We start from the raw sequence: 20883 nt of genomic DNA, 5'->3' as shown, positions 1-20883 counted from the left end.
GGGGCGCATTATAGGGATGCTAAAACGAGCGTCAACACTTATCTTCGAAAATTCGTTTGGTTGTCCGTTTTTTCAACGAATTTGGCGAATACGCTCAATAAGCATACAACCACCAATAAAAAGGGCCTGACTTAAGCAGGCCCTTTTACTTTACCGCGGAGACAAACTATCTCCAGATGACTTTCATAGGGAGCCAGTTACGTTGTGTATCCGCTCACTTTTTACCTGCACGCAGACGAGTCCACAACGCACTCACGGGCCCACCTGCCGCATATAGCAGCGCAACCGCCAATAAGCCGATAGGTAAGTCATACATGACAATGCCAAAGACCAGCACAATAGGCAGCATCACGACGAACGGCACACGACTACGATCGAGCTCTTTAAAGCTGTAGTACTTCACATTGCTCACCATGAGGAAGCCGGAGCAGACTGTAATCAACGCAACAATGATCGGTAGACCTGGCACGGTATCCAACAAGCGGTTATCAACACCCACCCAAACCGTTGCAGCAACAATAGCTGCTGCCAGGGGGCTGGCCAGACCCGTGAAGTAGCGGTTATCGGCCACTTCGAGCTGCACATTAAAGCGTGCCAAGCGAAATGCAGCCGCGACGCAATAGATAAAGGCGCAAATCCAACCGAACTTGCCCAACGACTGCAGGGCCCAGCTAAAAACCACCAATGCCGGAGCCACACCAAACGACACCATATCGGACAGCGAATCAAACTCCGCTCCGAAAGCACTTTGTGTATTTGTCATTCGGGCAACGCGACCATCCATGCCGTCGAACAATGCCGCCACAAAAATAGCCATAGCGGCAGATTCATAGTGCCCGCCCATGGCATGAATGATGGCGTAGAAACCTGAAAACAATGCCGCCGTGGTGAATAGGTTCGGCAATAGATAGATGCCGCGATGACGTGTTTTTTGACCGCTTTCGTGATGCTCGTCTTCGACTACCTCAAAGGTCAGGCCATCGTGGTCATCGTGATTTTGCGGGGATTGCGACATGCAATAAATCTCCTGTGTTTGCGGGCATCATAATCACTGAATGTGACGGTTACTAGCTGCGCGAGACAGACGGCAGAAATGAAAAACGCGGCCGAGGCCGCGTTTTTCAAGAACCACACTCGCGTGCGATCAGAAATGATCCGAAAATCAGTTCTTGGTTTGGTCTACGAGCTTATTCTTGAGAATCCAAGGCATCATGGCACGCAGCTGGCCACCGACAACTTCGATCGGGTGAGCCGCATTGAGGCGACGACGAGCCGTCATGGATGGGTAGTTGGTCTTGCCTTCCAGGATGAACATCTTGGCGTATTCGCCGGTCTGGATGCGCTTCAGAGCGTTGCGCATGGCTTCACGCGACTGCTCGTTGATCACTTCTGGGCCGGTGACGTATTCACCGTACTCAGCGTTGTTGGAGATCGAGTAGTTCATGGTGGCGATGCCGCCTTCGTACATCAGGTCGACGATCAACTTGAGTTCGTGCAGACATTCGAAGTAAGCCATTTCTGGCGCGTAGCCCGCTTCAGTCAGCGTTTCGAAACCCATCTTCACCAGCTCAACGGCGCCGCCGCAGAGAACAGCCTGTTCGCCGAACAGGTCAGTTTCGGTCTCTTCACGGAAGTTCGTTTCGATAACGCCACCCTTAGTGCCGCCATTGGCAGCAGCGTAAGACAGAGCGATTTGCTTAGCATTGCCCGACTTGTCCTGATACAGCGCGATCAGCGACGGTACACCGCCACCCTTCAGGTACTCGGAACGCACCGTGTGGCCTGGGCCCTTAGGCGCAACCATGATGACATCGAGGTCAGCGCGTGGCACAACCTGGTTGTAATGCACGTTGAAGCCGTGAGCAAACGCCAATGTGGCGCCCTGCTTGATGTGCGGAGCAATATTGTTGGCATAAACTTCGGGGATGTTTTCATCCGGCAGCAGGATCATGACCACATCGGCGCCCTTAACAGCGGCATCGACTTCAGCCACTTTAATACCGGCGGCTTCAACCTTGGACCAGGAAGCGCCGTTCTTGCGCAGACCAACAGTCACGTCTACACCCGAGTCGGTCAGGTTTTGTGCATGGGCATGGCCCTGCGAGCCGTAACCGATGATGGCGACTTTCATGCCACGGATGATGGAAAGGTCAGCGTCTTTATCGTAATAAACTTGCATGGTGTAAGCCTCTGCGGAGATAGGAGTGGATGCCTGTGCGATTCAGGCTTATCCGGGACGCGCACCTTACGACATCCTTTGTATTGCGTAAAATGATATATTTGCAACGCAATGTGCCGATAAAGGAAACATGATAATGGATGCCCGCAGCCTACAGCTTTTCCTCGCGCTATCAGAGAACCTGCATTTTGGCCGCACCAGCCGCGAGCACCACATCAGCCCCTCGGCATTAAGTCGCATCATTAAGCAACTGGAAGACAGCGTGGGCGCCCCACTCTTCCTGCGCGACAACCGCTCGGTGACGCTGACTCGTGAAGGCCGATTATTCCGCGAATACGCTAACGACACGCTAAGAAGTTGGGACGGCTTGCGCCAAGCGCTTCGGCAAGATGGCGATACCTTACGTGGCGAGCTCAGCCTGTACTGCTCGGTGACGGCGAGTTACAGCTTTCTGTATGACATCCTAAATAGCTTCCGCAGCGACCATCCGCATATTGAAATTAAGCTGCATACCGGCGACCCGGCGAAAGCAGTCGAACGAGTTCAGGAAGCGCGCGAGGCTATCGCCATTGGTGCGCGGCCGGACAACCTGCCCGCAGGCGTCGTATTTCAACCCATTGCACGCTCGGATCTGCGCTTTATTGGGCCGCTCAATACTCTGGCGTTAAGCCAGGAACAGATCCAGCAACCGTCTGCGGATAACTGGCGCGACGTGCCGATGATTTTGTCGGAGGAAGGCCTGGCGCGCACTCGCATCGAGCGCTGGCTTAAGCGACACGGCATCCGTCCCAAAATATACGCACAAGTCAGCGGCAATGAGGCCATCGTGAGCATGGTCAGCCTAGGCTTTGGTATTGGCGTGGTGCCACAAATCGTGCTGGACAGCAGCCCGCTGGCGAGCCGAATAAAGACCTATGAGATCGAGCCGCCATTGGCACCTTATGACATTGGTTTGTTTGCGTTGGAGAAGCGGCTGAAGGAGCCGCTGGTGAATGCGTTCTGGAATCGGCAGGTGGGTTAAGCCCAGAAATGAAAAGGCCCGCAAAAATCGCGGGCCTTTTATCATCCACCATCGCCCAGCAATCAGATACTCAACACCTTTTCACCACGGGCAATACCGGACACGCCGGAGCGCACCACTTCCAAGATCGACGTCTCGGACAGCGCTTCAATGAACGCGTCGAGCTTCTCACTCGGACCCACCAACTGAATGGTGTAGACGCTCGGCGTGACATCCACGATATGACCACGGAAGATGTCGGCGGTGCGCTTAATTTCAGCGCGCGCGGCACCCACGGCTTTGACTTTGATCAGCATGAGCTCACGCTCAATATGCAGACCTTCGCTGAGATCAACGACTTTAACCACTTCGATCAGCTTGTTGAGCTGCTTGGTGATTTGCTCGATCTTGTGCTCATCGCCGGAGGTGGTCAGCGTGATGCGCGACAGAGTCGGGTCATCCGTTGGCGCTACCGTGAGCGATTCGATGTTGTAGTTGCGTTGCGAAAACAGGCCGACCACACGCGACAGCGCGCCCGGTTCGTTTTCCAGCAGCAGGGAAATAATACGACGCATGATCAGGTACGCTCCGTCTTGCTCAGCAACATGTCACGCATGGAACCCTTGGCAATATGCATTGGGTAAACATGCTCGGAAGGATCGACATAGATGTCGAGAAAGACCAAGCGATCGGTCATGGCAAACGCTTCACGCATCTTGCTTTCGAGCTGATCCGGATCGGTAATTTTCATACCGACGTGACCATAGGCTTCAACCAGCTTGACGAAGTCAGGCAACGAATCCATGTAGGAGTTCGAGTGACGACCTTCGTACTGCATGTCTTGCCACTGCTTAACCATGCCCAGCGAACGGTTGTTGATGTTGATGATCTTCACCGGCAAGCCGTATTGCAAACAGGTCGATAGCTCCTGAATGTTCATCTGGATCGACGCTTCACCGGTAACACAGGCCACGATGGCATCCGGGAAGGCGAACTTCACACCCATGGCCGCTGGCAGACCAAAGCCCATGGTGCCGAGACCGCCGGAGTTGATCCACTGACGTGGACGATCGTACTTGTAGTACAGCGCCGCGAACATTTGGTGCTGACCCACGTCGGAGGTGACGTAAGCCTGGCCGTTAGTGACCTTGTAGAGCATCTCAACGACTTGCTGCGGCTTCATTTCGCCGGGCTGGGCCGGTTCGTAGCGCAGGCCATGGCGAGCACGCCATTGGGTAATCTGCTCCCACCAAATTTTCAGTGCTTCAGCATCCGGCTTGATCTCCGCTTCCGCTTTGATCTGCGCCAGCATGTCGGTCAGCACAGGCTCCACAGCACCGACAATCGGGATATCCACACGCACGGTCTTGGAAATCGCGGCGGGGTCGATGTCGATGTGAATGATCTTGGCATTCGGGCAGAACTTGGCGGTGTTGTTGGTAACACGGTCGTCAAAACGCGCACCCACGGCCAGAATGACATCGCTGTGATGCATGGCCATGTTGGCTTCGTAAGTACCGTGCATGCCGAGCATGCCGATGAACTGCGGGTCGCTGCCGGGATAGGCACCGAGGCCCATCAACGTGTTTGTGCAGGGATAGCCCAGCGTACGCACCAGCTCCGTGAGCAAATGCGAAGCATTGCCTTGAACTACACCACCGCCGGCGTAGATCACCGGACGTTTGGCGGCGAGCAACTCATCCACGGCCTTTTTGATTTGGCCAGCATGACCACGGCCCGGCGGCGTGTAAGAGCGCAGCTTGACCTTGGTTGGATAGTCGTAATCGAACTTCTCGTTCGGGTTAGTGCAATCCTTGGGGATGTCGATAACGACAGGACCGGGACGACCCGACGAGGCAATGTAGAACGCCTTTTTCACCACGCCCGGAATTTCCGAGGCATGACGAATCTGGAAGCTGTGCTTCACGATCGGGCGGCTGACGCCGATCATGTCAGTTTCCTGGAAGGCATCTTCGCCGACGAGGTGCGACGGCACCTGACCGGAGATGACGACCATCGGGATGTTGTCCATGTAGGCCGTAGCGATCGGGGTCACCGTGTTGGTGGCGCCCGGACCCGAGGTCACGAGGACGCAGCCGACCTTGCCGGTGGCACGCGCGTAGCCATCAGCAGCATGGCCTGCAGCCTGCTCGTGACGGACGAGGATGTGCTTGACCTTGTCTTGCTGAAAGATGGCGTCGTAGATATGCAACACGGCGCCACCGGGGTAACCAAATAAGAATTCAACGCCTTCATCCGCAAGCGCGCGAATGAGCATTTCACCGCCAGATAACTGTTCCAAGATTCACCCTTTTCAAGCCAATAAGTGAGGGATGACCGCGACCGAACCCCACGCTGTAGGCGCGAAATTCTAACACGATCAAAAAGTCTCATGGGGGCTGATGCTGTGGCTCATCTATCCCGGGGTCGGGACGGCGGCATCTGGCGGCGGGTGCGCGCAGGAACCGTTGAGCGGGCGAGTCGGCAGCGCTTGTAAGCACTGCCGTAACAGGCCGAGTTATCGGCCTGGCGCCGCGTTGCCGAGGGTGTTCGGCGTAGCGGCACCACCATGAAGGTGGCGATTTTTTATGCAGACGCGTTGAGAGTCAAGCGTTTTAGCATGAACACGCCAAATATCCCTTAATGCAGCCTGAGTTTATGACAGGTCAGTCGCCCCTGCTCGGCCTCAACCTGAATACTATCGCCCGCCACAAAGTCGCCGCGCAATAAATGGTCCGCCAACACATTCTCTAATTGCGATTGAATGGCACGCTTCAGCGGCCGAGCCCCAAAGAGCGGATCAAAGCCAACTGCGACGAGTTGAGTCATTGCCGCATCGCTCATCACCAACTTGAGCTCTCGATCCGCGAGACGCTCCCGCAGACGATTGAGCTGAATATCGGCGATGGCTCGAATCTGTGCTTCGGCCAGCGGCGCGAACACTACGGTTTCATCAATACGGTTAATAAACTCCGGACGGAAGTGCCGCGCCACGGCATCCAACACAGCCGGCCTGACCGCCGCCAAATCACCCGCACTGGTCAACGCCTGAATGGCATCGGCGCCAAGATTCGATGTCATCACAATCAGGCTGTTGCGGAAATCGACGGTGCGGCCCTGGCCGTCGGTGAGGCGGCCATCCTCCAATACTTGCAAAAGGATATTGAAAACGTCGGGATGCGCCTTCTCGATTTCATCGAGCAAAATCACGCAATACGGGCGACGCCGTACCGCTTCGGTGAGGGTGCCGCCCTCTTCGTAACCGACGTAACCGGGTGGCGCGCCAACCAAGCGCGAGACACTGTGCTTCTCCATAAATTCGGACATGTCGATACGGACCATGGCGTCGTCACTGTCGAACATGAAATTCGCGAGCGCCTTGCACAGCTCGGTCTTGCCGACTCCGGTGGGGCCGAGAAACAGGAAGGAACCACTGGGGCGCGAGGGATCGGTGAGACCGGCGCGGGTGCGACGCACCGCATGCGACACAGCCGCTACCGCTTCATCCTGGCCAACCACGCGGGCGCTGAGCACGGACTCCATGCGCAGCAATTTGTCGCGCTCACCTTCCAGCATGCGGGCAACGGGAATACCGGTGCTGCGCGCCACCACTTCAGCAATTTCGGTTTCCGTCACCTTACTACGCAACAAGGTGGCCTCTGGCTGCTCCCCCGACTGCGCTTTGAGCAAATTCTTTTCAAGCTCTGGAATCACGCCATATTGCAGGCGCGACATTTTTTCCAAGTCGCCCGTGCGCTTGGCGGCATCAAAATCCAAGCGTGCTTTTTCCAGCTGCTCCTTGATGTGCTGGGCACCGGCCACCGACGATTTCTCCGCACGCCAGACCTCATCAAAACTGGCGTATTCCTGCTCCAATTTGGCGATGTCGGTGCCGAGCTTAAGCAAGCGCTGCTTGGAGGCGGCATCCTCCTCCGATTTCAGCGCCTCGCGCTCCATTTTCAGCTGAATGAGACGACGGTCGAGCTTGTCCATGACCTCCGGCTTGGAGTCCATCTCCAGCCGAATGCGGGCGGCAGCTTCGTCGATGAGATCGATGGCCTTGTCCGGCAATTTGCGGTCGGTGATGTAGCGATGCGACAAACGCGCGGCAGCAATGATTGCCGGGTCGGTAATATCAACACCGTGATGTAGCTCGTAGCGTTCCTTTAGGCCACGCAGAATGGCCACGGTATCTTCTACGCTGGGCTCTTCCACCAACACTTTCTGGAAGCGACGCTCCAGCGCGGCATCTTTCTCGATGAACTGGCGATACTCGTCGAGCGTGGTGGCACCGACGCAGTGCAGGTCGCCGCGCGCCAGCGCAGGCTTGAGCATATTGCCGGCATCCATAGCGCCATCCGCTTTGCCCGCGCCCACCATGGTGTGAATTTCGTCAATGAACAAGATGACCTGCCCTTCGAGCTTAGACAGCTCGCTGAGCACGGCTTTCAGACGCTCCTCAAACTCGCCACGATATTTTGCGCCGGCAATCAACGCGGCCATATCCAGCGACAACACCTGCTTGGACTTCAAGCTGTCCGGCACTTCGCCATTCACGATGCGCTGCGCCAAGCCTTCAACAATCGCGGTTTTACCCACGCCAGGCTCGCCAATGAGCACGGGATTGTTCTTGGTGCGGCGCGACAGCACTTGCAGCGTGCGACGAATCTCGTCATCACGCCCGATGACCGGATCGAGCTTACCGGCAGCGGCGCGGGCGGTGAGGTCAATGGTGTATTTGCTCAGCGCTTGGCGCTGATCTTCGGCACCGGCAGATTGCACGGATTCGCCTCCTCGGGTGGTTTCGACGGCCTTGGCCACGGCAGCTCGGGTCACACCGCAGCGCAGCAGCAACTTGCCTGCGGCAGAGTCGCTATCAAACAGCGCCAGCAAAGCCCATTCACTGGCAATAAAGCTGTCTTTTTTTTGCTGCGCGAGTTTGTCCGCCAGATTCAGCACTTTGACTAATTCAGGGCTGGGCACCACATCGCCGGTGTGGCGGATCATGCGCGGCAGATCGGTCAGTGCAATTTCCAGCTCTTTTTGTACTTGGGGTATGGGCACGCCAGCCTGGCGCAGCAACGGTGCCATCACGGCATCCGAGGGCTTTAACCAAACCGCCAGCAAGTGCAGCGGATCGAGTTGGTTATGGTCGCGGCTGATGGCCAGCGATTGGGCATCGCCCAGCGCCGCTTGCAGGGCTGCGGTGAGTTTATCGAGACGCATGACAACCTCCTAAATAGACTAAAGGTTAGGCACCGGCGAGCAGTGCTGCTTCATTGCTTATTTAGGAGATTGGGGAGATTAGGGAAAAAACAAGGGGCGTTAGTGCGCGCCCCGAACCCAGCGCTGCGTGCACTGGGCAATATGCCGGCCAAAATGCTCTGCCGTGAGTCGGTCACCAGAGGGTGGCGTAATGGCCGCGGACTCGTTATCTGACTGTGTCATTAGGCCGCCATTCGCGCCCAAACGGTTTAAATCTTGTGGCCCTGTACCCGTGGGCTGCAGGGGGAAGCTCAGCCAATGCATGCCGTGTTGCGCAGCAAAGGTTTGCAGTTGTTGCAGCGCCACTTGTTTATCGCCACTGAGCGCGCCGGAGTTGGTAAAGCCAGCCGCTAACTTATCTTGCCAACCCAGTTGGAACCAAACCTTGGATGAGTCATCCATGAATTGCTTAAAGGCGGCGGAGACACTGCCCATGTAAGTGGGTGCGCCAAAAATCATGGCATCGGCTTGCGCCAATACAGACCAATCAATATTTGCCACAGACATAAGCACGGTGCTGATGTTCGCCACCGACTCAGCGCCTTTCACAATATGCTGCGCCACCTGTTCGGTATGGCCGTATCCGCTGTGGTAGAGCACCACCATTTGAGTCTTACGCAATTGCGTCATGCCGGCCTCTTAGGGGACATCCAAATCACGCTGGCCATGCGTCCGGTGCGGCCCTCGCGACGATACGAAAAAAATGACGCAGACTCCGTCCACGTGCAGTGCGTGCCACCACTCACTTGGGTTACACCCACACGCGCTAGGCGTTGCCTAGCCAGCACATATAAGTTCGCCAGCCAGTGCCCCGGCTTTTGCAGAACCGGCGTAAAGGCCTGAGCAGCCTGCGCGTCTATGGCGATGAAGGCAGACCGCACCTCGTCGCCCACTTCAAACGCTAGGGGACCAATAGCAGGGCCCAACCACGCCATGACGTGCTGAGCATTGGCAAACTCTGCCACCGTCTTTTCCAAAACACCATCGCACAAACCGCGCCAGCCCGCATGAGCAACGGCTACTCGCGAGCCTTCTTTATCGGTAAAAAAAACCGGCAGGCAATCTGCTGTCATCACCGTCAGTGGAACTGCTAGGTCTGTCGTGGTGGCGGCGTCCGCTTCTAGTATTTGCGCCTCGCGTTCTGATGCATGAGATGACGGCGTAATGACCCGCACCCCATGTACTTGCTTTAACCACTGCGGCACCTCAGCAGGTGCCAGCTGATTCAATGCCCGCGCAAGTGTTTGTCGATTTGCCGCAACACACTGAGGGTCATCGCCGACATGGTCGCCGAGGTTCAGACTGTCAAAAGGTGCAGTGCTACACCCCCCCAGGCGCGTGGTGACCAGCGCATGCACATGGGCAGGCGCTGGCCAATCTGGGCGAAGGCAGTGCGTCAACACGGTGGCGTCGGCCATAACACGATCTCCGAATCGCGACAGGAACTCGATGGGGGTTTAGAGCGTGGCGGGCTGGGCATCTGCCTTAATGGCATCCAGCAAAGACACAAAGTCGGCAGGTAACTCACATTCCCACAGGCAGCTTTCGCCGGTGCCCGGATGCACCAGACCGAGACGGCGGGCATGCAGCGCTTGTCGCGTGAAGGTCTTGAGCTTTTCATTGAGCTCCGCACTGGCTCCCTTGGGGAAGCGCAGACGGGCATATACCGGATCACCCACCAGCGGATAGCCAATGTGCGCCAAGTGCACACGAATCTGGTGCGTACGACCCGTTTCGAGTTGCACGCGCACATGCGTGTGATTAGGGAAGCGCTGCAAAATTCGGTAATGCGTCACCGCAGGTCTCCCACCGGGCACGACAGCCATTTTCACGCGATCATGCGGATGACGATCAATCGGAGCTTCAACCGTGCCGCCGGCGGTCATGTTGCCGTAACTAACGGCCTCGTATTCGCGATAAACGCGTTTATCTGAGAGCTGCGCCACCAAGCTGGTATGCGCCGTGAGGGTTTTGGCAACGACCATCAATCCGGTGGTATCGCGATCTAGACGATGCACAATGCCCGCACGCGGCAGCTGCGATAACAGCGGCTCATGATGCAAGAGCGCGTTCATCAGTGTGCCCTGTGAGTTCCCTGCGCCAGGATGCACCACCAGACCTGCTGGCTTATTCAGCACGATGAGCTGATCGTCTTCATGAATAATGTCTAGGGGAATGTTTTCAGCCAGCGCAATCGTTTCATCTTCTAGAATCACGGCGACGTTCAACGTCTCGCCGCCCATGACTTTTTCTTTTGGCTTAGCCTGCTGTCCATCCAGCGTTAAGGTGCCTTCTTGTATCCATTGTTTCAGTCTTTCACGGGAATACGCCGGAAATAATTGGGCCGCCGCTTGGTCTAGCCGACTACCGGCTAACTCAGGGGTGACGATGGCGTGCAGGGAAATCGCTTCAGACATGGTTTGGCGGGCTCGTCGCGCTAGTGTTTAATAGGCGACATTGTACTCGCGCACCACGCTCGGTGCTCATTGTTGGATGAATCCATGAAAATGCTGCTTGCACGCTCGTTAATTATCGCTATTCCCCTGGCCTTGGCGGGTTGCGCAGTGACCCCAAAAGTCACTGTGAAGTCCGAAGCACAGTACTACCAAGAAGCCAACGCCTCGCTGAAGTCCGGCAACTACACCGGCGCGGTCACAGCCTATGAAGCACTGGAGTCGCAATATCCGGTCGGCAACTACACGGAACAAGCGCAGCTTGAAGTCATCTACGGTAAGTTGATGCAGGCCGATTACAGCGCCGCCATTGCTGCCGCAGATCGTTATTTACGCCTACACCCAGAGTCATCGCGCCTTGACTACGTGCTGTATTTGCGTGGTTTAGCGAACTACAACGCCGATCAAGATGGCTTGCTCAAGCGCCTCCCCATCAACATGTCGCACCGCGATCTGGGGCAGGCCAAGATTGCTTTCGATGATTTCCGTCAACTAATTACGCGCTACCCCAGCAGCCCTTATGTGGCCGATGCTCGTCAACGCATGATCTATTTACGCAATCAATTGGCTGAGTCTGAAATGCATGTGGCGCGTTACTACCAAACCCGTGGTGCGCTGGTTGCCGTTATCAATCGTGCCCGTTGGGTCGTTGAAAACTATCCCGAAAGCAGCGCGGTTCCTGAAGCGCTGAAGCTATTGGCCTCCAGCTACGATGCCTTGGGCATGAAAGAGCTGGCACAGCAAACCCAAGAGTTGCTCGCCGCTAACACTCAGTCATCTGCACGCAACTGACGTTGTTTGACCCGCTGGCGATAGCCCACAGGCACTGACACACGGCTTGACGCACTGTCGCTAGCGGGCACGCCCAACCAGCCCAACGCTCCCGCCTCTGTTACATAGGCCTCGCCCACCGGCAAGCCGGACACGGGCAGGTCTGCAGATGCCGCCAGAGTGACCACACCATTTTTCTCGTTTCGCCAAGGCCAGCGATAGAGCTTGGCTCTCCAAGCCCATTCCGGGCAGAGACTCGTCGACTGCACGGGTTGCTCGCTGGCCAATATCACTTGCTCAGCCAACCAACGCGCAGGCTGAGCAATTTGCTCGTTAGGGGCAAGCTCACGAAACCAGCCTACGGTATGTGTGGGTGGCTGTAAGCCGCTACTCCACTGAGTCAAATCGGACTTGGTCAGGGCTGTTCCACTCGCACCAGCAGCATCCAAGGCCAGCGTATCGAGAAAGGCAAAAACAGCTGCAGGACGACGTGATGCCTCGTCAAGTGTCGCCACAGCCGACAGCGCCAGCGCCGGAACCCGCAGGCCACGGCTATCTCGTAGCCACGTCAGTGAGGGCGCATGCGTAAACAAAACCCGACTGTCAGAAAAATCAGCAATACGATTTAAGCTCACCTGTAGCGCTGCCACATCAGTCGGAAAAGGGGCTATTCGCAAACGCCACACATTGCCCACCTCATCAACGCCATAGGCCAATAAAGCGCCATCTTGAGTAGGTAAACTTTGCCAAGCTGCACGCCACGGTGCCGACAATAGAGCGTTCTGACTGGAGCTTGCCTGCCAAAGCAGGCCGCCATTTCGGCCATCGATTAACATAAGTTGAGATGACGCGTGTGTCGTTGCTGCGCTGAGCAAGATGAGCGGGTATTGCTGACCCTCACTGAGCCTTAGCGGTAATACACTCAGGCTGCCCCAGCGCAGTTGCTGGGCTCTGTGTGGTGGCGTGTTGCCGTTCAGCAACGGTAAAAACCCTGACCTTGGCTGATGCGGCTGCGCTAAATTCAATACCACCCATTGCTGATCCACGAGACCATAGAGCCATCGCTGACCGAGTGCGTCCAGGCCATCTTCGAATGTCGCATCAGTTGCTGTTGGCCAATGCGCCCAGTGATTGTTCGTCGTCGCATACCTTGCATCCGCCAGCGGAATAGTTTGGCCGTCATCTCTCATAAGCTCCGCCCAGCGAGAGGCACTTTCGCGAGGCCGCCATGCCCACAGCCACGATCCCGTATTAGCCTCTTGAGCTTGAACACTGCCATCACTACTGAGCCAAAGGAGCAGACCCGTCCGCCCCGTTGGCATCGCTGCACTCGCGCCAGCATCTACGTACAGACTGCTGCCCCGTAGCGAAATAACCGGCGGAGGCTCTGCCAACCCTTGCCAATCAGCGTGCAACGCCTTGAAGCTGGACCACTGATCCTGCAGTGCCACTAAGGCCTGATGTGGATTGGCATCCGTCAACCAACGTGCTGATGGCAGCGATACGAGTTGCGCGGGCGCTAGTGGCATCCGCTCACACTGTTCCACGCTACTGCACAGCTGCATTTGAGGCCCACCTAACCAAGCTCGACGCCCCGGAACGGCCTGCTCCCACTGTCTGTCCACACCAATAAGCCCGGTGCTTGCGTGCCGTAATTTTTGCCGCACCACCACGGCGGGTAACACCAAGCTCTGATCCCGCCAGCGCGCAAAGGCTTCGGCACTGACGGGGCGGTTAGGGGCCAGCGACAACAGGCTGCTTCGTTCGCAACCCGTACTCGCGTTCAGCAGCAACTGCGATTTTTCGTTCAGGGTTGGCGCATCGGCAGGCAACTGCACACCCTCGCCGGGCAGCAAGCTATTCAGCCTGCGTAAGAGCTGCTCACGCCCGGTTCGCGATGCACTGGGTTCGTCCCAGGTCATGGCGACAACAGCCGGTGTTGTTGGTTGCCAAGCCGCCCATGCGCCTTGTTGTGAAGGCGTGTTCGCCTGCCAGCGGAGTACCCACGGCGGCCGCGGCCAATCGTTAGAGTGTCCATTGTGTTGCCACGCCTGCACAGCGTCCTGCAAATGAAAACGAGCGATGGGACCGCTGACGCTGTTGATACTCTCTGGCGCCGCCAGCGCAGAGGAAGTGCCATCTGCAAACTCCAACCAGAAGCTCGGCCACTGAGAGGGCACTTGGGCCAATGGCAGATCTAAGCTAAGCGCAACCAGCGCAACAGGCGGCTCGGGGTGTGGCCATTGCAAAGCCAGTCGATGTGGCTGGGCGATGGGCCAGACCACTGTGTCGCTGGCTGATGCCTGCACATTTCGCCGCAAGCGCACTGTGCGACTGAGCTGTTGGCGAGGCCAAAGCACTTTTGCCTCAAGGCCGACACTGGGGTGTAAAAGCTCAGCAGGTGCATCGGCCTGAGTGACGGCTATCGCCCCTAAAACGACGCCTTCAGCAGGCAGTGGGCGCTGAGCCTGCCAAGGACTACTCAGGGCCGCTTGCAGCACATCCAATTGTTCGCGCAACCACTGGCTATCGTCGGATGCACTTGAGCTCGCTGTATCAATGCTCAGCCAGAGTTTATGTGCTGGTATCACAGCGCTTTCATAACGCGAGACAGGCTCCGCCGCTTGAACAGCAGACCACTGCAACAGTAATAAGAGCCATACGAAAAGCAGGGACACGCGGCCTCCTCCCTGAGGCTTAGTTCCCTATAAGGCTAGACCACGCTGCGCGCTTTCGCGACGGCATTGCCGCATTTTTAGACGCCGATTTTCCAACCATTCACGATCGGGTAGCGGCGATCTTTGCCGAAGCCGCGCTGAGTGATGCGCGGGCCAGTTGCGGCTTGCCGACGCTTGTATTCGTTGATGTCTACCAGCCTGAGCACACGCAGTACCGTCTCGCGCTCGAAGCCAGCGGCAATGATGACTTCGGCACTTTCATCGCACTCCACGTAACGACGTAAAATCTCGTCGAGCACCGGATAAGGCGGCAGCGAATCTTCGTCTTTTTGATCGGGAGCGAGCTCCGCTGACGGCGGCCGGTCAATCACGCGCTGCGGAATCGGTGGATGCTCTGGCGACTGCGCGTTACGCCATTCGCAGAGCTTGAACACCAGCGTCTTGGGCACATCTTTAAGCACATCGAAACCACCGGCCATATCGCCATAGAGCGTGGCATAGCCCACCGACATCTCGGATTTGTTGCCGGTGGTCAGCACCAAATAACCGAGTTTGTTGGAGATAGCCATGAGCAGCACACCGCGCGAGCGGGCCTGCAAATTCTCTTCAGTCTTATCGGCGGCCATGCCCGAGAACGTATCCGCCAAAGTCGCACTGAATGCTTCCACCATAGGCGCAATACTCAGCACGGAATAATGTACGCCCAGTGTCTTGGCTTCTTCTTCGGCATCATCCAGGCTGATCTGAGCCGTGTAGCGATAGGGCATCATGACCGCACGCACACGGTCGGCACCCAGCGCATCCACCGCGACCGCCAGCGTTAGCGCCGAATCAATACCGCCAGACAGCCCCAGCACAATGCCTTTGAATCCGCACTTGTGGGTGTAGTCCCGCACAGCCAGCACCAAGGCCTGATAGACCGAGGCTTCCAGTGTTGGCATGGCGGCCTGAGCCGCTGGTAAGAAACGCCGCGTGTGGGTATCGAAATCGACACAATAGAGGCCTGCTTCGAACCACGGCGCCTGTAACGCGGCTGTGCCATCGGCTTGCAGCACAAAGGAGCCGCCATCAAAAATGAGCTCGTCTTGCCCACCCACGAGATTGCAATACACCACCGGCAGGGCCGTTTCCTGACAGCGCTGAGCAACCACGCGCTGCCGTTCACTGGCCTTGCCGGCGTGAAATGGCGAAGCATTCAAGTTCAAGATCAAGTCTGCACCTGCCGCCTGAGCTGCATGAGCAGGGCCTGCATGCCAAATGTCTTCGCAAATAGTCAGTGCCAAACGCAGACCATTTTGCTCAAACACCACGGCATCGTGACCGGGAACAAAATAGCGGTGCTCATCGAACACCTGATTATTCGGCAACTGCTGCTTGGCATAACGTGCCAGCACAACGCCATCTCGTAGTGCCCAAGCGGCATTGCGCAGACCATCCGCATGCGATTCCGGCAGACCAAAAACGAGTGTGATGCCGCGCACCGCACTGAGCTGCGCCAGCGCTTGCTCAACGCGAACCGCGAGGCTGGGGCGTAGAAGTAAATCTTCCGGCGGGTAACCTGTCAGGCTGAGCTCGGGAAAGACAATGACATCCGCGCCGTCTTGGTCGCGTGCCCGTTCCGCCGCTTGAATTAAATGCCCGGTATTGCCGGGAATATCACCGACTAAGAGGTTGAGCTGAGCTAGTGCAATGCGTAAAGGCATGATTTTAGTTTGCAGTCGTGTCGAAGTTGCCTAGGATAGACGAGGACAGGTTCAAGCTGAAGGAAACACTGATGGCTATGTTGATTCGTTTTTTACTTTTTGCAGCCATTGCGTGGTACGGCTATCGCTTGGTGAGGAAACTGCTCGACAAGCAGGCGTCTCTCCCACCCACCTCCCCGACTACGGAAAAGTCGCCGGAAGCGATGCTGGCGTGTGCCTATTGCCAGGTCCATATCCCCGTGGGCGAGAGCACACAATCGCGCGGCAAAGTCTTTTGTTGCGAAGCGCACCGCGACAGTTATTTCCGCGAAAACCCACCTCAGGATTAAGGCAGTATTTGGTAGGGGGCGGCATCTAAAGTGCCGGCCCTCCCCAACAGCTGATCGCATAGCAATTGCGCGGACGCTGGTGCCAGCACGAGACCATTGCGAAACTGCCCCGCGTTCACCCACACACCGGGGTGGTTGGGCACTTCGCCAATAAACGGAATGCCATTGGGAGAAGCCGGACGTAAACCGGCCCACTGCGCCACACAAGGCGCCTGCGCCAGTGCAGGCCACAAGCTCAGCGCGGCGGCTCGCAAGGTGGCATGCGCCGTCTCCGTAATGGACTTTTCGAAGCCCGTATCTTCCAGCGTCGAGCCACACAGCACGAGTCCATCACGGCGCGGAATCACGTAATGACCTTTCCGCAATATCATGGTTTTCAACGCACCCGGCGCAAGCTGATACAGCTGCATCTGGCCCTTTATAGGGCGAATAGGCAGAGTCAAACCTAAGTCACGCAGCAAGTGTTGCGTCCACGCGCCGCCCGTGAGCACCACGGCATCAGCCTCCAGCTTTTCGCCATGGGCTAACACCACCTGCGGTTTCGGCTGGCTCGCCACCCGAACCACTTCTGCTTGCTCCCGCAGTGTGACTCGTTGCTGGCCAACCAAAGCGGCACGTAAGGCCTTTAGCAATCGTGGGTTTCGTACCTGCGCTACGTCAGGCAAATAGACCCCATGCTCAACATCGCCCGCTAGCCCAGGCCAACGCCGATGCAGGGCATTCGTCTGCAACAGGTCACAGGCAACACCCTGTTGCTGCGCCCAAGCCTGTGCGTCGCGCGCATCCAAGGTATCCAGAAAGAGTAAGCCGCTGCGTGTGAACTCAGCATCCAGTCCGGTTTCATTTAGGAGTGCCTGAGTTAATGCGGGATACGCTGCCTGCGCCCATCGCGCCAGAGCAGTGACCGCTGGTGGATAACGCCAAGGATAGAGAGGCGACACGATGCCGCCACCGGCCCACGATGCTTCCTGGCCTATGCTTCCGCGCTCCAGCAGCGTCACGTCAACGCCCGTAGCGGCTAGCAGTCGCGTGCTGAGCAAACCATTTATTCCGCCACCCACTACGATCACACGCATGTCATAAAACCTAAGCACCCATCCACTATATTGCCGCACAAATGGCGCGCGCCGCACTGAGCGTACTGGCGGAGCTGGCCGGCATGACTAATCGCACTCGGCCCGACTTACTGATTATCCACTGACGCAGGGAGGAATCCTGCGCTTTTGGGGCACAGAGGGTCAATGTGCCATTGGATAACGCCGCATCGCCCCATTCCGACCAGACGATGCCCGTACTGGGTCTAAATCCTCTCCAGACTATGCGCCAATTCGGCGGGATGGGCGGACCGAAAACCATACGGGGCTCGTTTGGCTGTCGTTGGTTGTCTCCGTTGGTATCGGCGAAGGCCAGCCAAGATGCATTCCATACGCTTTGACAAACCTTGCCATCGGCACTGGTGCACAGAGTCCACGCCCGAGCATCCGTCAGTGCTCGCTGGCGCAAACGCATCAGCGCCAATTGCCATTGCACACCGAGTTGGCGAGCCGTGCTGGCTTGCTGCCAGCTCGACCAACTACTCATCGCCAGCACGAGCATGAATGCGCTTAACGCGAGCACAAGCATGTGCTCCGCGAGCAACGCGCCATTTTGCTTTATCTTGCGGGCCCTCATGGTGATACCTGCACATAGCGTAACCAAAGCCCTTGTGGGGATGTGCCAGAGCGGCTCCCCGAGATCAGCTCAAGCTGCCAAGCTTGCGCCTTCAGCATGGGGAAGGCCGCCAGATCAGTACCTTCCTGAAGCTCCGCCTCGTGATTCGGCAGGATGCTTAATCGCCACTGCCATGTTGCGGGTTCATGCACTGCTGACATCAGCGGCTGAAGAATCGCGGTGCAATTTAGCCGCTCTTGAGTCAACAAGACGCGCTCCATCCGCCCACATCCTTGACTGGGTGACGCACGCAAGGGATGCCAGATTTGCTGCATATCCGCATCTGTGCGCGATGGCACAGGCAAACGCTCTAATTGATGCGCCATGAGAGCCAGCCATTGGGACTGTTGAAAACGCTGCTCGGTGAGGCGCACGCCTATGCCCTCGTGAGCCGCCACCTGCAAGCTCGTGATCGCCAACTCCGTCATGACACCGAGCATGACCAGTAGGCTCCACAACACATAACCCTGCTGAGCACCGGCATGCTTAACCATTGGGCAGCTCCAGCGTTTGGCTCAGGGCGCGATGCGCGCGTGCATCGGTGATGCTTCCCAGACTGATGCCTAACCAATCGGCAGGAGGCTGCCAACGGCGTTTGCGTGGTAAGAGCTCACTGCCACGCAAGAAAAGGCCAATCCTTAAACTATGCACGCGCGTCGCTGGCGACATCGACCTTAAGGCCGAGGCGTCAATATAAGCGCCTGCCAAAGTGTCGCTGGGCGCAAGGCCATAAAGCACCTGCAAGCTATCTACATCGGCCAACAGCGCGATGCCGGCATCGCCTAAGCGCGAGCAGGTATTGGCATCGCACTGCCCCGCATCGCAGGCCAATACCCAGCCAGAAGTACTGCTATCGGCTCGGACAAAATAACGCTCAACAAGCACTTGGCCTGACAAAACGCGAGTGCCTTCACAATCCAGCACCGCACGATCCGCAAGAAATTGCAGCGTCAGCTGATCGCTGAGCGGTTTACCCAAGCCCCGATTATTGTCACTGAGCCAGGCACTCACCCGCGCATTATCTAGCGCCAGCGGGTGTACCCCACCGAACCCCGCCCATTCGGCCCGTTGACGAAGCCGTTGCAGCGCCCATTGCCCGGCATTAGCCGTTTGCAGGGCTTGTCGTTGTGCTAGCGCGAGCTGCCAGCTGCTGCTTAACCACGCCACAGCCGCCATCATGAGGATGATCCCGATCACGCTGGCCAACAGCCACTCGGCCAATGCCACGCCTGTTTGCGACTTCATGGCAGCAGCAAAACCGAACAATGCGCCTGCGCTAGGCGTACGCCGCTCGCATCCAGGCAGCCCCCCTCCGGGCCGGCACTGGCTTCTGTGCCAGACCAAGCCACCAGCAAGCAGCTACCTGGCGCATCCAGACAGGGTTGCAACTGCCATTGCACGCGGGGCAGATCCCGGCGTAACTGCAGGGCCAGTGCGCCCACATCGGCTAAGGCTCGCGCCTCGGCATCGCAGGCTTGCGACTCGCAGGCATCTACCGTTGTGGGATGGGGTAAGGGCCGGGCAAGGGCTAGACGGTAACGGGATTCGCCGCGAGGATTCAGGCGCCAGCGTGCAGCAAAGTCTTGTAGGGCTTGCAGCGCCAATAGCCGCGTCGCCGCCGATTGTTGTAGTTGCCTAGCTTGCCATTGCGCCGCCAGCAGCCCATTTAAGGCTACCGCTAACAGTGCCAAGGCCACTAAAGCCTCGGCCAAGCCCATACCGCGCTGATCCCTGCCCGTCATGTTCGCCTCCGCCACAGACATCCTGTCTGTCACAAAGGCTAGATCAGCAATGCGCTATTCGCGACCTCCGCTGACGACCGGCACGACCAACGGCGAAGACTTAAACCGCTTTAACGGGAATCCGCAGCTCTTTTGGCATGGAGAAAACAATGTGTTCAGGACGACCCGCCAGTTCCTCTGGCACATTGCCGCCCCAATCGCTGAGGCGCTGAATCACTTGCGCGATCAACACTTCCGGGGCTGAAGCACCGGCGGTGACGCCAACGGCCTTCACATCTTGCAGCCAGCTTTTTTCGATTTGCTCAGCATTGTCGATCAAGTAAGACTGAGCACCGATACGCTCCGCCAATTCACGCAGACGATTAGAGTTTGACGAATTCGGTGAGCCCACCACCAGTACAACCTGGCACTGCTCCGCCAGCGTTTTCACGGCATCCTGACGGTTCTGCGTGGCGTAGCAAATGTCATCTTTGCGAGGTCCCTGAATGGCCGGGAACTTGGCGCGCAGAGCATCAATAACGCGTGCGGTGTCATCTACCGACAGCGTGGTCTGCGTGACAAAGGCGAGGTTCTCAGGGTTACGCACCACCAGCTTGGCCACATCGGCCTCATCTTCCACGAGGTAGATATCGCCGCCATAGTGACGCTCATACTGCCCCATGGTGCCTTCCACTTCCGGATGGCCTTCATGACCAATGAGAATGGCTTCGGTACCGCTTCGGGCATAACGAGCAACTTCCATATGCACCTTGGTGACCAAGGGGCAAGTCGCATCAAACACCTTCAGGCCCCGCGCAGCAGCTTCGCTCTGTACCGTCTTGGACACGCCGTGCGCCGAAAAAATCACAATGGCATCGTCGGGCACTTGATCCAGCTCATCAACAAAGACGGCTCCGCGATTGCGCAGGTCGTCCACGACAAATTTGTTATGCACGACTTCGTGGCGGACATAGATGGGGCGGCCGAACACTTCCAGCGCGCGATTGACAATTTCGATAGCGCGATCGACGCCGGCACAGAAGCCACGTGGATTAGCAAGCTTGATGTCCATGA

At 57.3% G+C, this 20883-nt stretch carries 19 protein-coding genes; 3 read left to right on the top strand and 16 right to left on the bottom strand.

Annotated features, from left to right (window positions below):
* Positions 1-214: 214 nt before the first annotated feature.
* Together pssA and ilvC are read right to left on the bottom strand one after the other, a co-directional pair.
* On the bottom strand, positions 215-1015 hold the full coding sequence (gene pssA, locus A8710_RS11835) for a CDP-diacylglycerol--serine O-phosphatidyltransferase (RefSeq protein WP_068861059.1): 801 nt from the start codon (positions 1013-1015) through the stop codon (positions 215-217).
* Positions 1016-1162: 147 nt separating this feature from the next.
* Entirely contained in the window at positions 1163-2179 is a 1017-nt protein-coding gene (ilvC, locus tag A8710_RS11830; protein ID WP_068861057.1) for a ketol-acid reductoisomerase, read from the bottom strand.
* Between the two features lie 136 nt (positions 2180-2315).
* On the opposite strand from ilvC, the gene ilvY reads away from it, so the two are divergent.
* Entirely contained in the window at positions 2316-3200 is an 885-nt protein-coding gene (gene ilvY / locus A8710_RS11825; protein WP_068861055.1) for an HTH-type transcriptional activator IlvY, read from the top strand.
* Positions 3201-3262: 62 nt separating this feature from the next.
* Here the strand turns inward: ilvY and ilvN are convergent, their stop codons facing one another.
* From ilvN to rluD, 6 genes are all read right to left on the bottom strand, one after another.
* Entirely contained in the window at positions 3263-3754 is a 492-nt protein-coding gene (ilvN, locus tag A8710_RS11820; protein WP_068861053.1) for an acetolactate synthase small subunit, read from the bottom strand.
* A 2-nt stretch (positions 3755-3756) separates the two neighbouring features.
* Positions 3757-5481, bottom strand: coding sequence for an acetolactate synthase 3 large subunit (locus A8710_RS11815; RefSeq protein ID WP_068861051.1), 1725 nt, complete (start codon positions 5479-5481; stop codon positions 3757-3759).
* Positions 5482-5819: 338 nt separating this feature from the next.
* Positions 5820-8405, bottom strand: a complete 2586-nt coding sequence (gene clpB / locus A8710_RS11810; protein WP_068861049.1) for an ATP-dependent chaperone ClpB — start codon at positions 8403-8405, stop codon at positions 5820-5822.
* 99 nt (positions 8406-8504) lie between these two features.
* A complete protein-coding gene (locus tag A8710_RS11805; protein ID WP_068861047.1) occupies positions 8505-9074 on the bottom strand; it encodes a flavodoxin family protein in 570 nt (189 codons plus the stop codon).
* The gene (pgeF, locus tag A8710_RS11800) at positions 9071-9862 is read right to left on the bottom strand and encodes a peptidoglycan editing factor PgeF (protein ID WP_068861045.1); all 792 of its coding nucleotides are present in this window, start codon (positions 9860-9862) and stop codon (positions 9071-9073) included. Before pgeF ends, A8710_RS11805 begins: the two co-directional genes overlap by 4 nt.
* 39 nt (positions 9863-9901) lie before the next feature.
* Positions 9902-10861, bottom strand: coding sequence for a 23S rRNA pseudouridine(1911/1915/1917) synthase RluD (rluD, locus tag A8710_RS11795; protein WP_068861043.1), 960 nt, complete (start codon positions 10859-10861; stop codon positions 9902-9904).
* An 84-nt stretch (positions 10862-10945) separates the two neighbouring features.
* Between rluD and A8710_RS11790 the strand changes: the two genes are divergently transcribed.
* Positions 10946-11689 carry an outer membrane protein assembly factor BamD gene (locus tag A8710_RS11790; protein WP_068861041.1) on the top strand — a complete coding sequence of 248 codons (744 nt, stop codon included), beginning with the start codon at positions 10946-10948 and terminating at the stop codon, positions 11687-11689.
* On the opposite strand, the gene A8710_RS11785 is transcribed toward A8710_RS11790, so the two are convergent.
* The gene (locus A8710_RS11785; protein ID WP_068861039.1) at positions 11668-14346 is read right to left on the bottom strand and encodes a hypothetical protein; all 2679 of its coding nucleotides are present in this window, start codon (positions 14344-14346) and stop codon (positions 11668-11670) included. The genes A8710_RS11790 and A8710_RS11785 overlap by 22 nt on opposite strands.
* A 77-nt stretch (positions 14347-14423) precedes the next feature.
* A complete protein-coding gene (locus A8710_RS11780) occupies positions 14424-16049 on the bottom strand; it encodes an NAD+ synthase (protein WP_068861037.1) in 1626 nt (541 codons plus the stop codon).
* A 71-nt stretch (positions 16050-16120) separates the two neighbouring features.
* On the opposite strand from A8710_RS11780, the gene A8710_RS11775 reads away from it, so the two are divergent.
* Positions 16121-16378, top strand: coding sequence for a PP0621 family protein (locus tag A8710_RS11775; protein ID WP_068861035.1), 258 nt, complete (start codon positions 16121-16123; stop codon positions 16376-16378).
* On the opposite strand, the gene A8710_RS11770 is transcribed toward A8710_RS11775, so the two are convergent.
* The 6 genes from A8710_RS11770 to ispH form a co-directional block, all read right to left on the bottom strand.
* A complete protein-coding gene (locus A8710_RS11770; protein ID WP_068861033.1) occupies positions 16375-17454 on the bottom strand; it encodes an NAD(P)/FAD-dependent oxidoreductase in 1080 nt (359 codons plus the stop codon). The genes A8710_RS11775 and A8710_RS11770 overlap by 4 nt on opposite strands.
* A gap of 25 nt (positions 17455-17479) precedes the next feature.
* Positions 17480-18049, bottom strand: a complete 570-nt coding sequence (locus tag A8710_RS11765; protein ID WP_068861031.1) for a GspH/FimT family protein — start codon at positions 18047-18049, stop codon at positions 17480-17482.
* Positions 18046-18582, bottom strand: a complete 537-nt coding sequence (locus tag A8710_RS11760) for a hypothetical protein (protein WP_068861029.1) — start codon at positions 18580-18582, stop codon at positions 18046-18048. Before A8710_RS11760 ends, A8710_RS11765 begins: the two co-directional genes overlap by 4 nt.
* Positions 18575-19333: a PilW family protein gene (locus A8710_RS11755; protein WP_068861027.1), complete on the bottom strand. Its 759-nt coding sequence runs from the start codon at positions 19331-19333 to the stop codon at positions 18575-18577. The genes A8710_RS11760 and A8710_RS11755 overlap by 8 nt, the downstream gene beginning before the upstream one ends.
* Positions 19330-19830, bottom strand: a complete 501-nt coding sequence (locus A8710_RS11750) for a hypothetical protein (RefSeq protein ID WP_068861025.1) — start codon at positions 19828-19830, stop codon at positions 19330-19332. The genes A8710_RS11755 and A8710_RS11750 overlap by 4 nt, the downstream gene beginning before the upstream one ends.
* 100 nt (positions 19831-19930) lie before the next feature.
* The gene (gene ispH, locus A8710_RS11745; protein WP_068861024.1) at positions 19931-20881 is read right to left on the bottom strand and encodes a 4-hydroxy-3-methylbut-2-enyl diphosphate reductase; all 951 of its coding nucleotides are present in this window, start codon (positions 20879-20881) and stop codon (positions 19931-19933) included.
* Positions 20882-20883: the final 2 nt, after the last annotated feature.

The organism is Perlucidibaca aquatica, from assembly GCF_001676655.1.
Classification (GTDB): domain Bacteria; phylum Pseudomonadota; class Gammaproteobacteria; order Pseudomonadales; family Moraxellaceae; genus Perlucidibaca; species Perlucidibaca aquatica.
The sequence above is the reverse complement of the archived record's forward strand: the minus strand, read 5'-3'. Positions and strand labels throughout refer to the sequence as shown.

What these genes read in the sequence shown, in the direction of transcription:
- pssA (WP_068861059.1), bottom strand. Translation starts at nt 1,015, where the DNA reads ATGTCGCAATCCCCGCAAAATCACGATGACCACGATGGCCTGACCTTT.
- ilvC (WP_068861057.1), bottom strand. Translation starts at nt 2,179, where the DNA reads ATGCAAGTTTATTACGATAAAGACGCTGACCTTTCCATCATCCGTGGC.
- ilvY (WP_068861055.1), top strand. Translation starts at nt 2,316, where the DNA reads ATGGATGCCCGCAGCCTACAGCTTTTCCTCGCGCTATCAGAGAACCTG.
- ilvN (WP_068861053.1), bottom strand. Translation starts at nt 3,754, where the DNA reads ATGCGTCGTATTATTTCCCTGCTGCTGGAAAACGAACCGGGCGCGCTG.
- clpB (WP_068861049.1), bottom strand. Translation starts at nt 8,405, where the DNA reads ATGCGTCTCGATAAACTCACCGCAGCCCTGCAAGCGGCGCTGGGCGAT.
- A8710_RS11805 (WP_068861047.1), bottom strand. Translation starts at nt 9,074, where the DNA reads ATGACGCAATTGCGTAAGACTCAAATGGTGGTGCTCTACCACAGCGGA.
- pgeF (WP_068861045.1), bottom strand. Translation starts at nt 9,862, where the DNA reads ATGGCCGACGCCACCGTGTTGACGCACTGCCTTCGCCCAGATTGGCCA.
- rluD (WP_068861043.1), bottom strand. Translation starts at nt 10,861, where the DNA reads ATGTCTGAAGCGATTTCCCTGCACGCCATCGTCACCCCTGAGTTAGCC.
- A8710_RS11790 (WP_068861041.1), top strand. Translation starts at nt 10,946, where the DNA reads ATGAAAATGCTGCTTGCACGCTCGTTAATTATCGCTATTCCCCTGGCC.
- A8710_RS11780 (WP_068861037.1), bottom strand. Translation starts at nt 16,049, where the DNA reads ATGCCTTTACGCATTGCACTAGCTCAGCTCAACCTCTTAGTCGGTGAT.
- A8710_RS11775 (WP_068861035.1), top strand. Translation starts at nt 16,121, where the DNA reads ATGGCTATGTTGATTCGTTTTTTACTTTTTGCAGCCATTGCGTGGTAC.
- A8710_RS11770 (WP_068861033.1), bottom strand. Translation starts at nt 17,454, where the DNA reads ATGCGTGTGATCGTAGTGGGTGGCGGAATAAATGGTTTGCTCAGCACG.
- A8710_RS11765 (WP_068861031.1), bottom strand. Translation starts at nt 18,049, where the DNA reads ATGAGGGCCCGCAAGATAAAGCAAAATGGCGCGTTGCTCGCGGAGCAC.
- A8710_RS11760 (WP_068861029.1), bottom strand. Translation starts at nt 18,582, where the DNA reads ATGGTTAAGCATGCCGGTGCTCAGCAGGGTTATGTGTTGTGGAGCCTA.
- A8710_RS11755 (WP_068861027.1), bottom strand. Translation starts at nt 19,333, where the DNA reads ATGAAGTCGCAAACAGGCGTGGCATTGGCCGAGTGGCTGTTGGCCAGC.
- A8710_RS11750 (WP_068861025.1), bottom strand. Translation starts at nt 19,830, where the DNA reads ATGACGGGCAGGGATCAGCGCGGTATGGGCTTGGCCGAGGCTTTAGTG.
- ispH (WP_068861024.1), bottom strand. Translation starts at nt 20,881, where the DNA reads ATGGACATCAAGCTTGCTAATCCACGTGGCTTCTGTGCCGGCGTCGAT.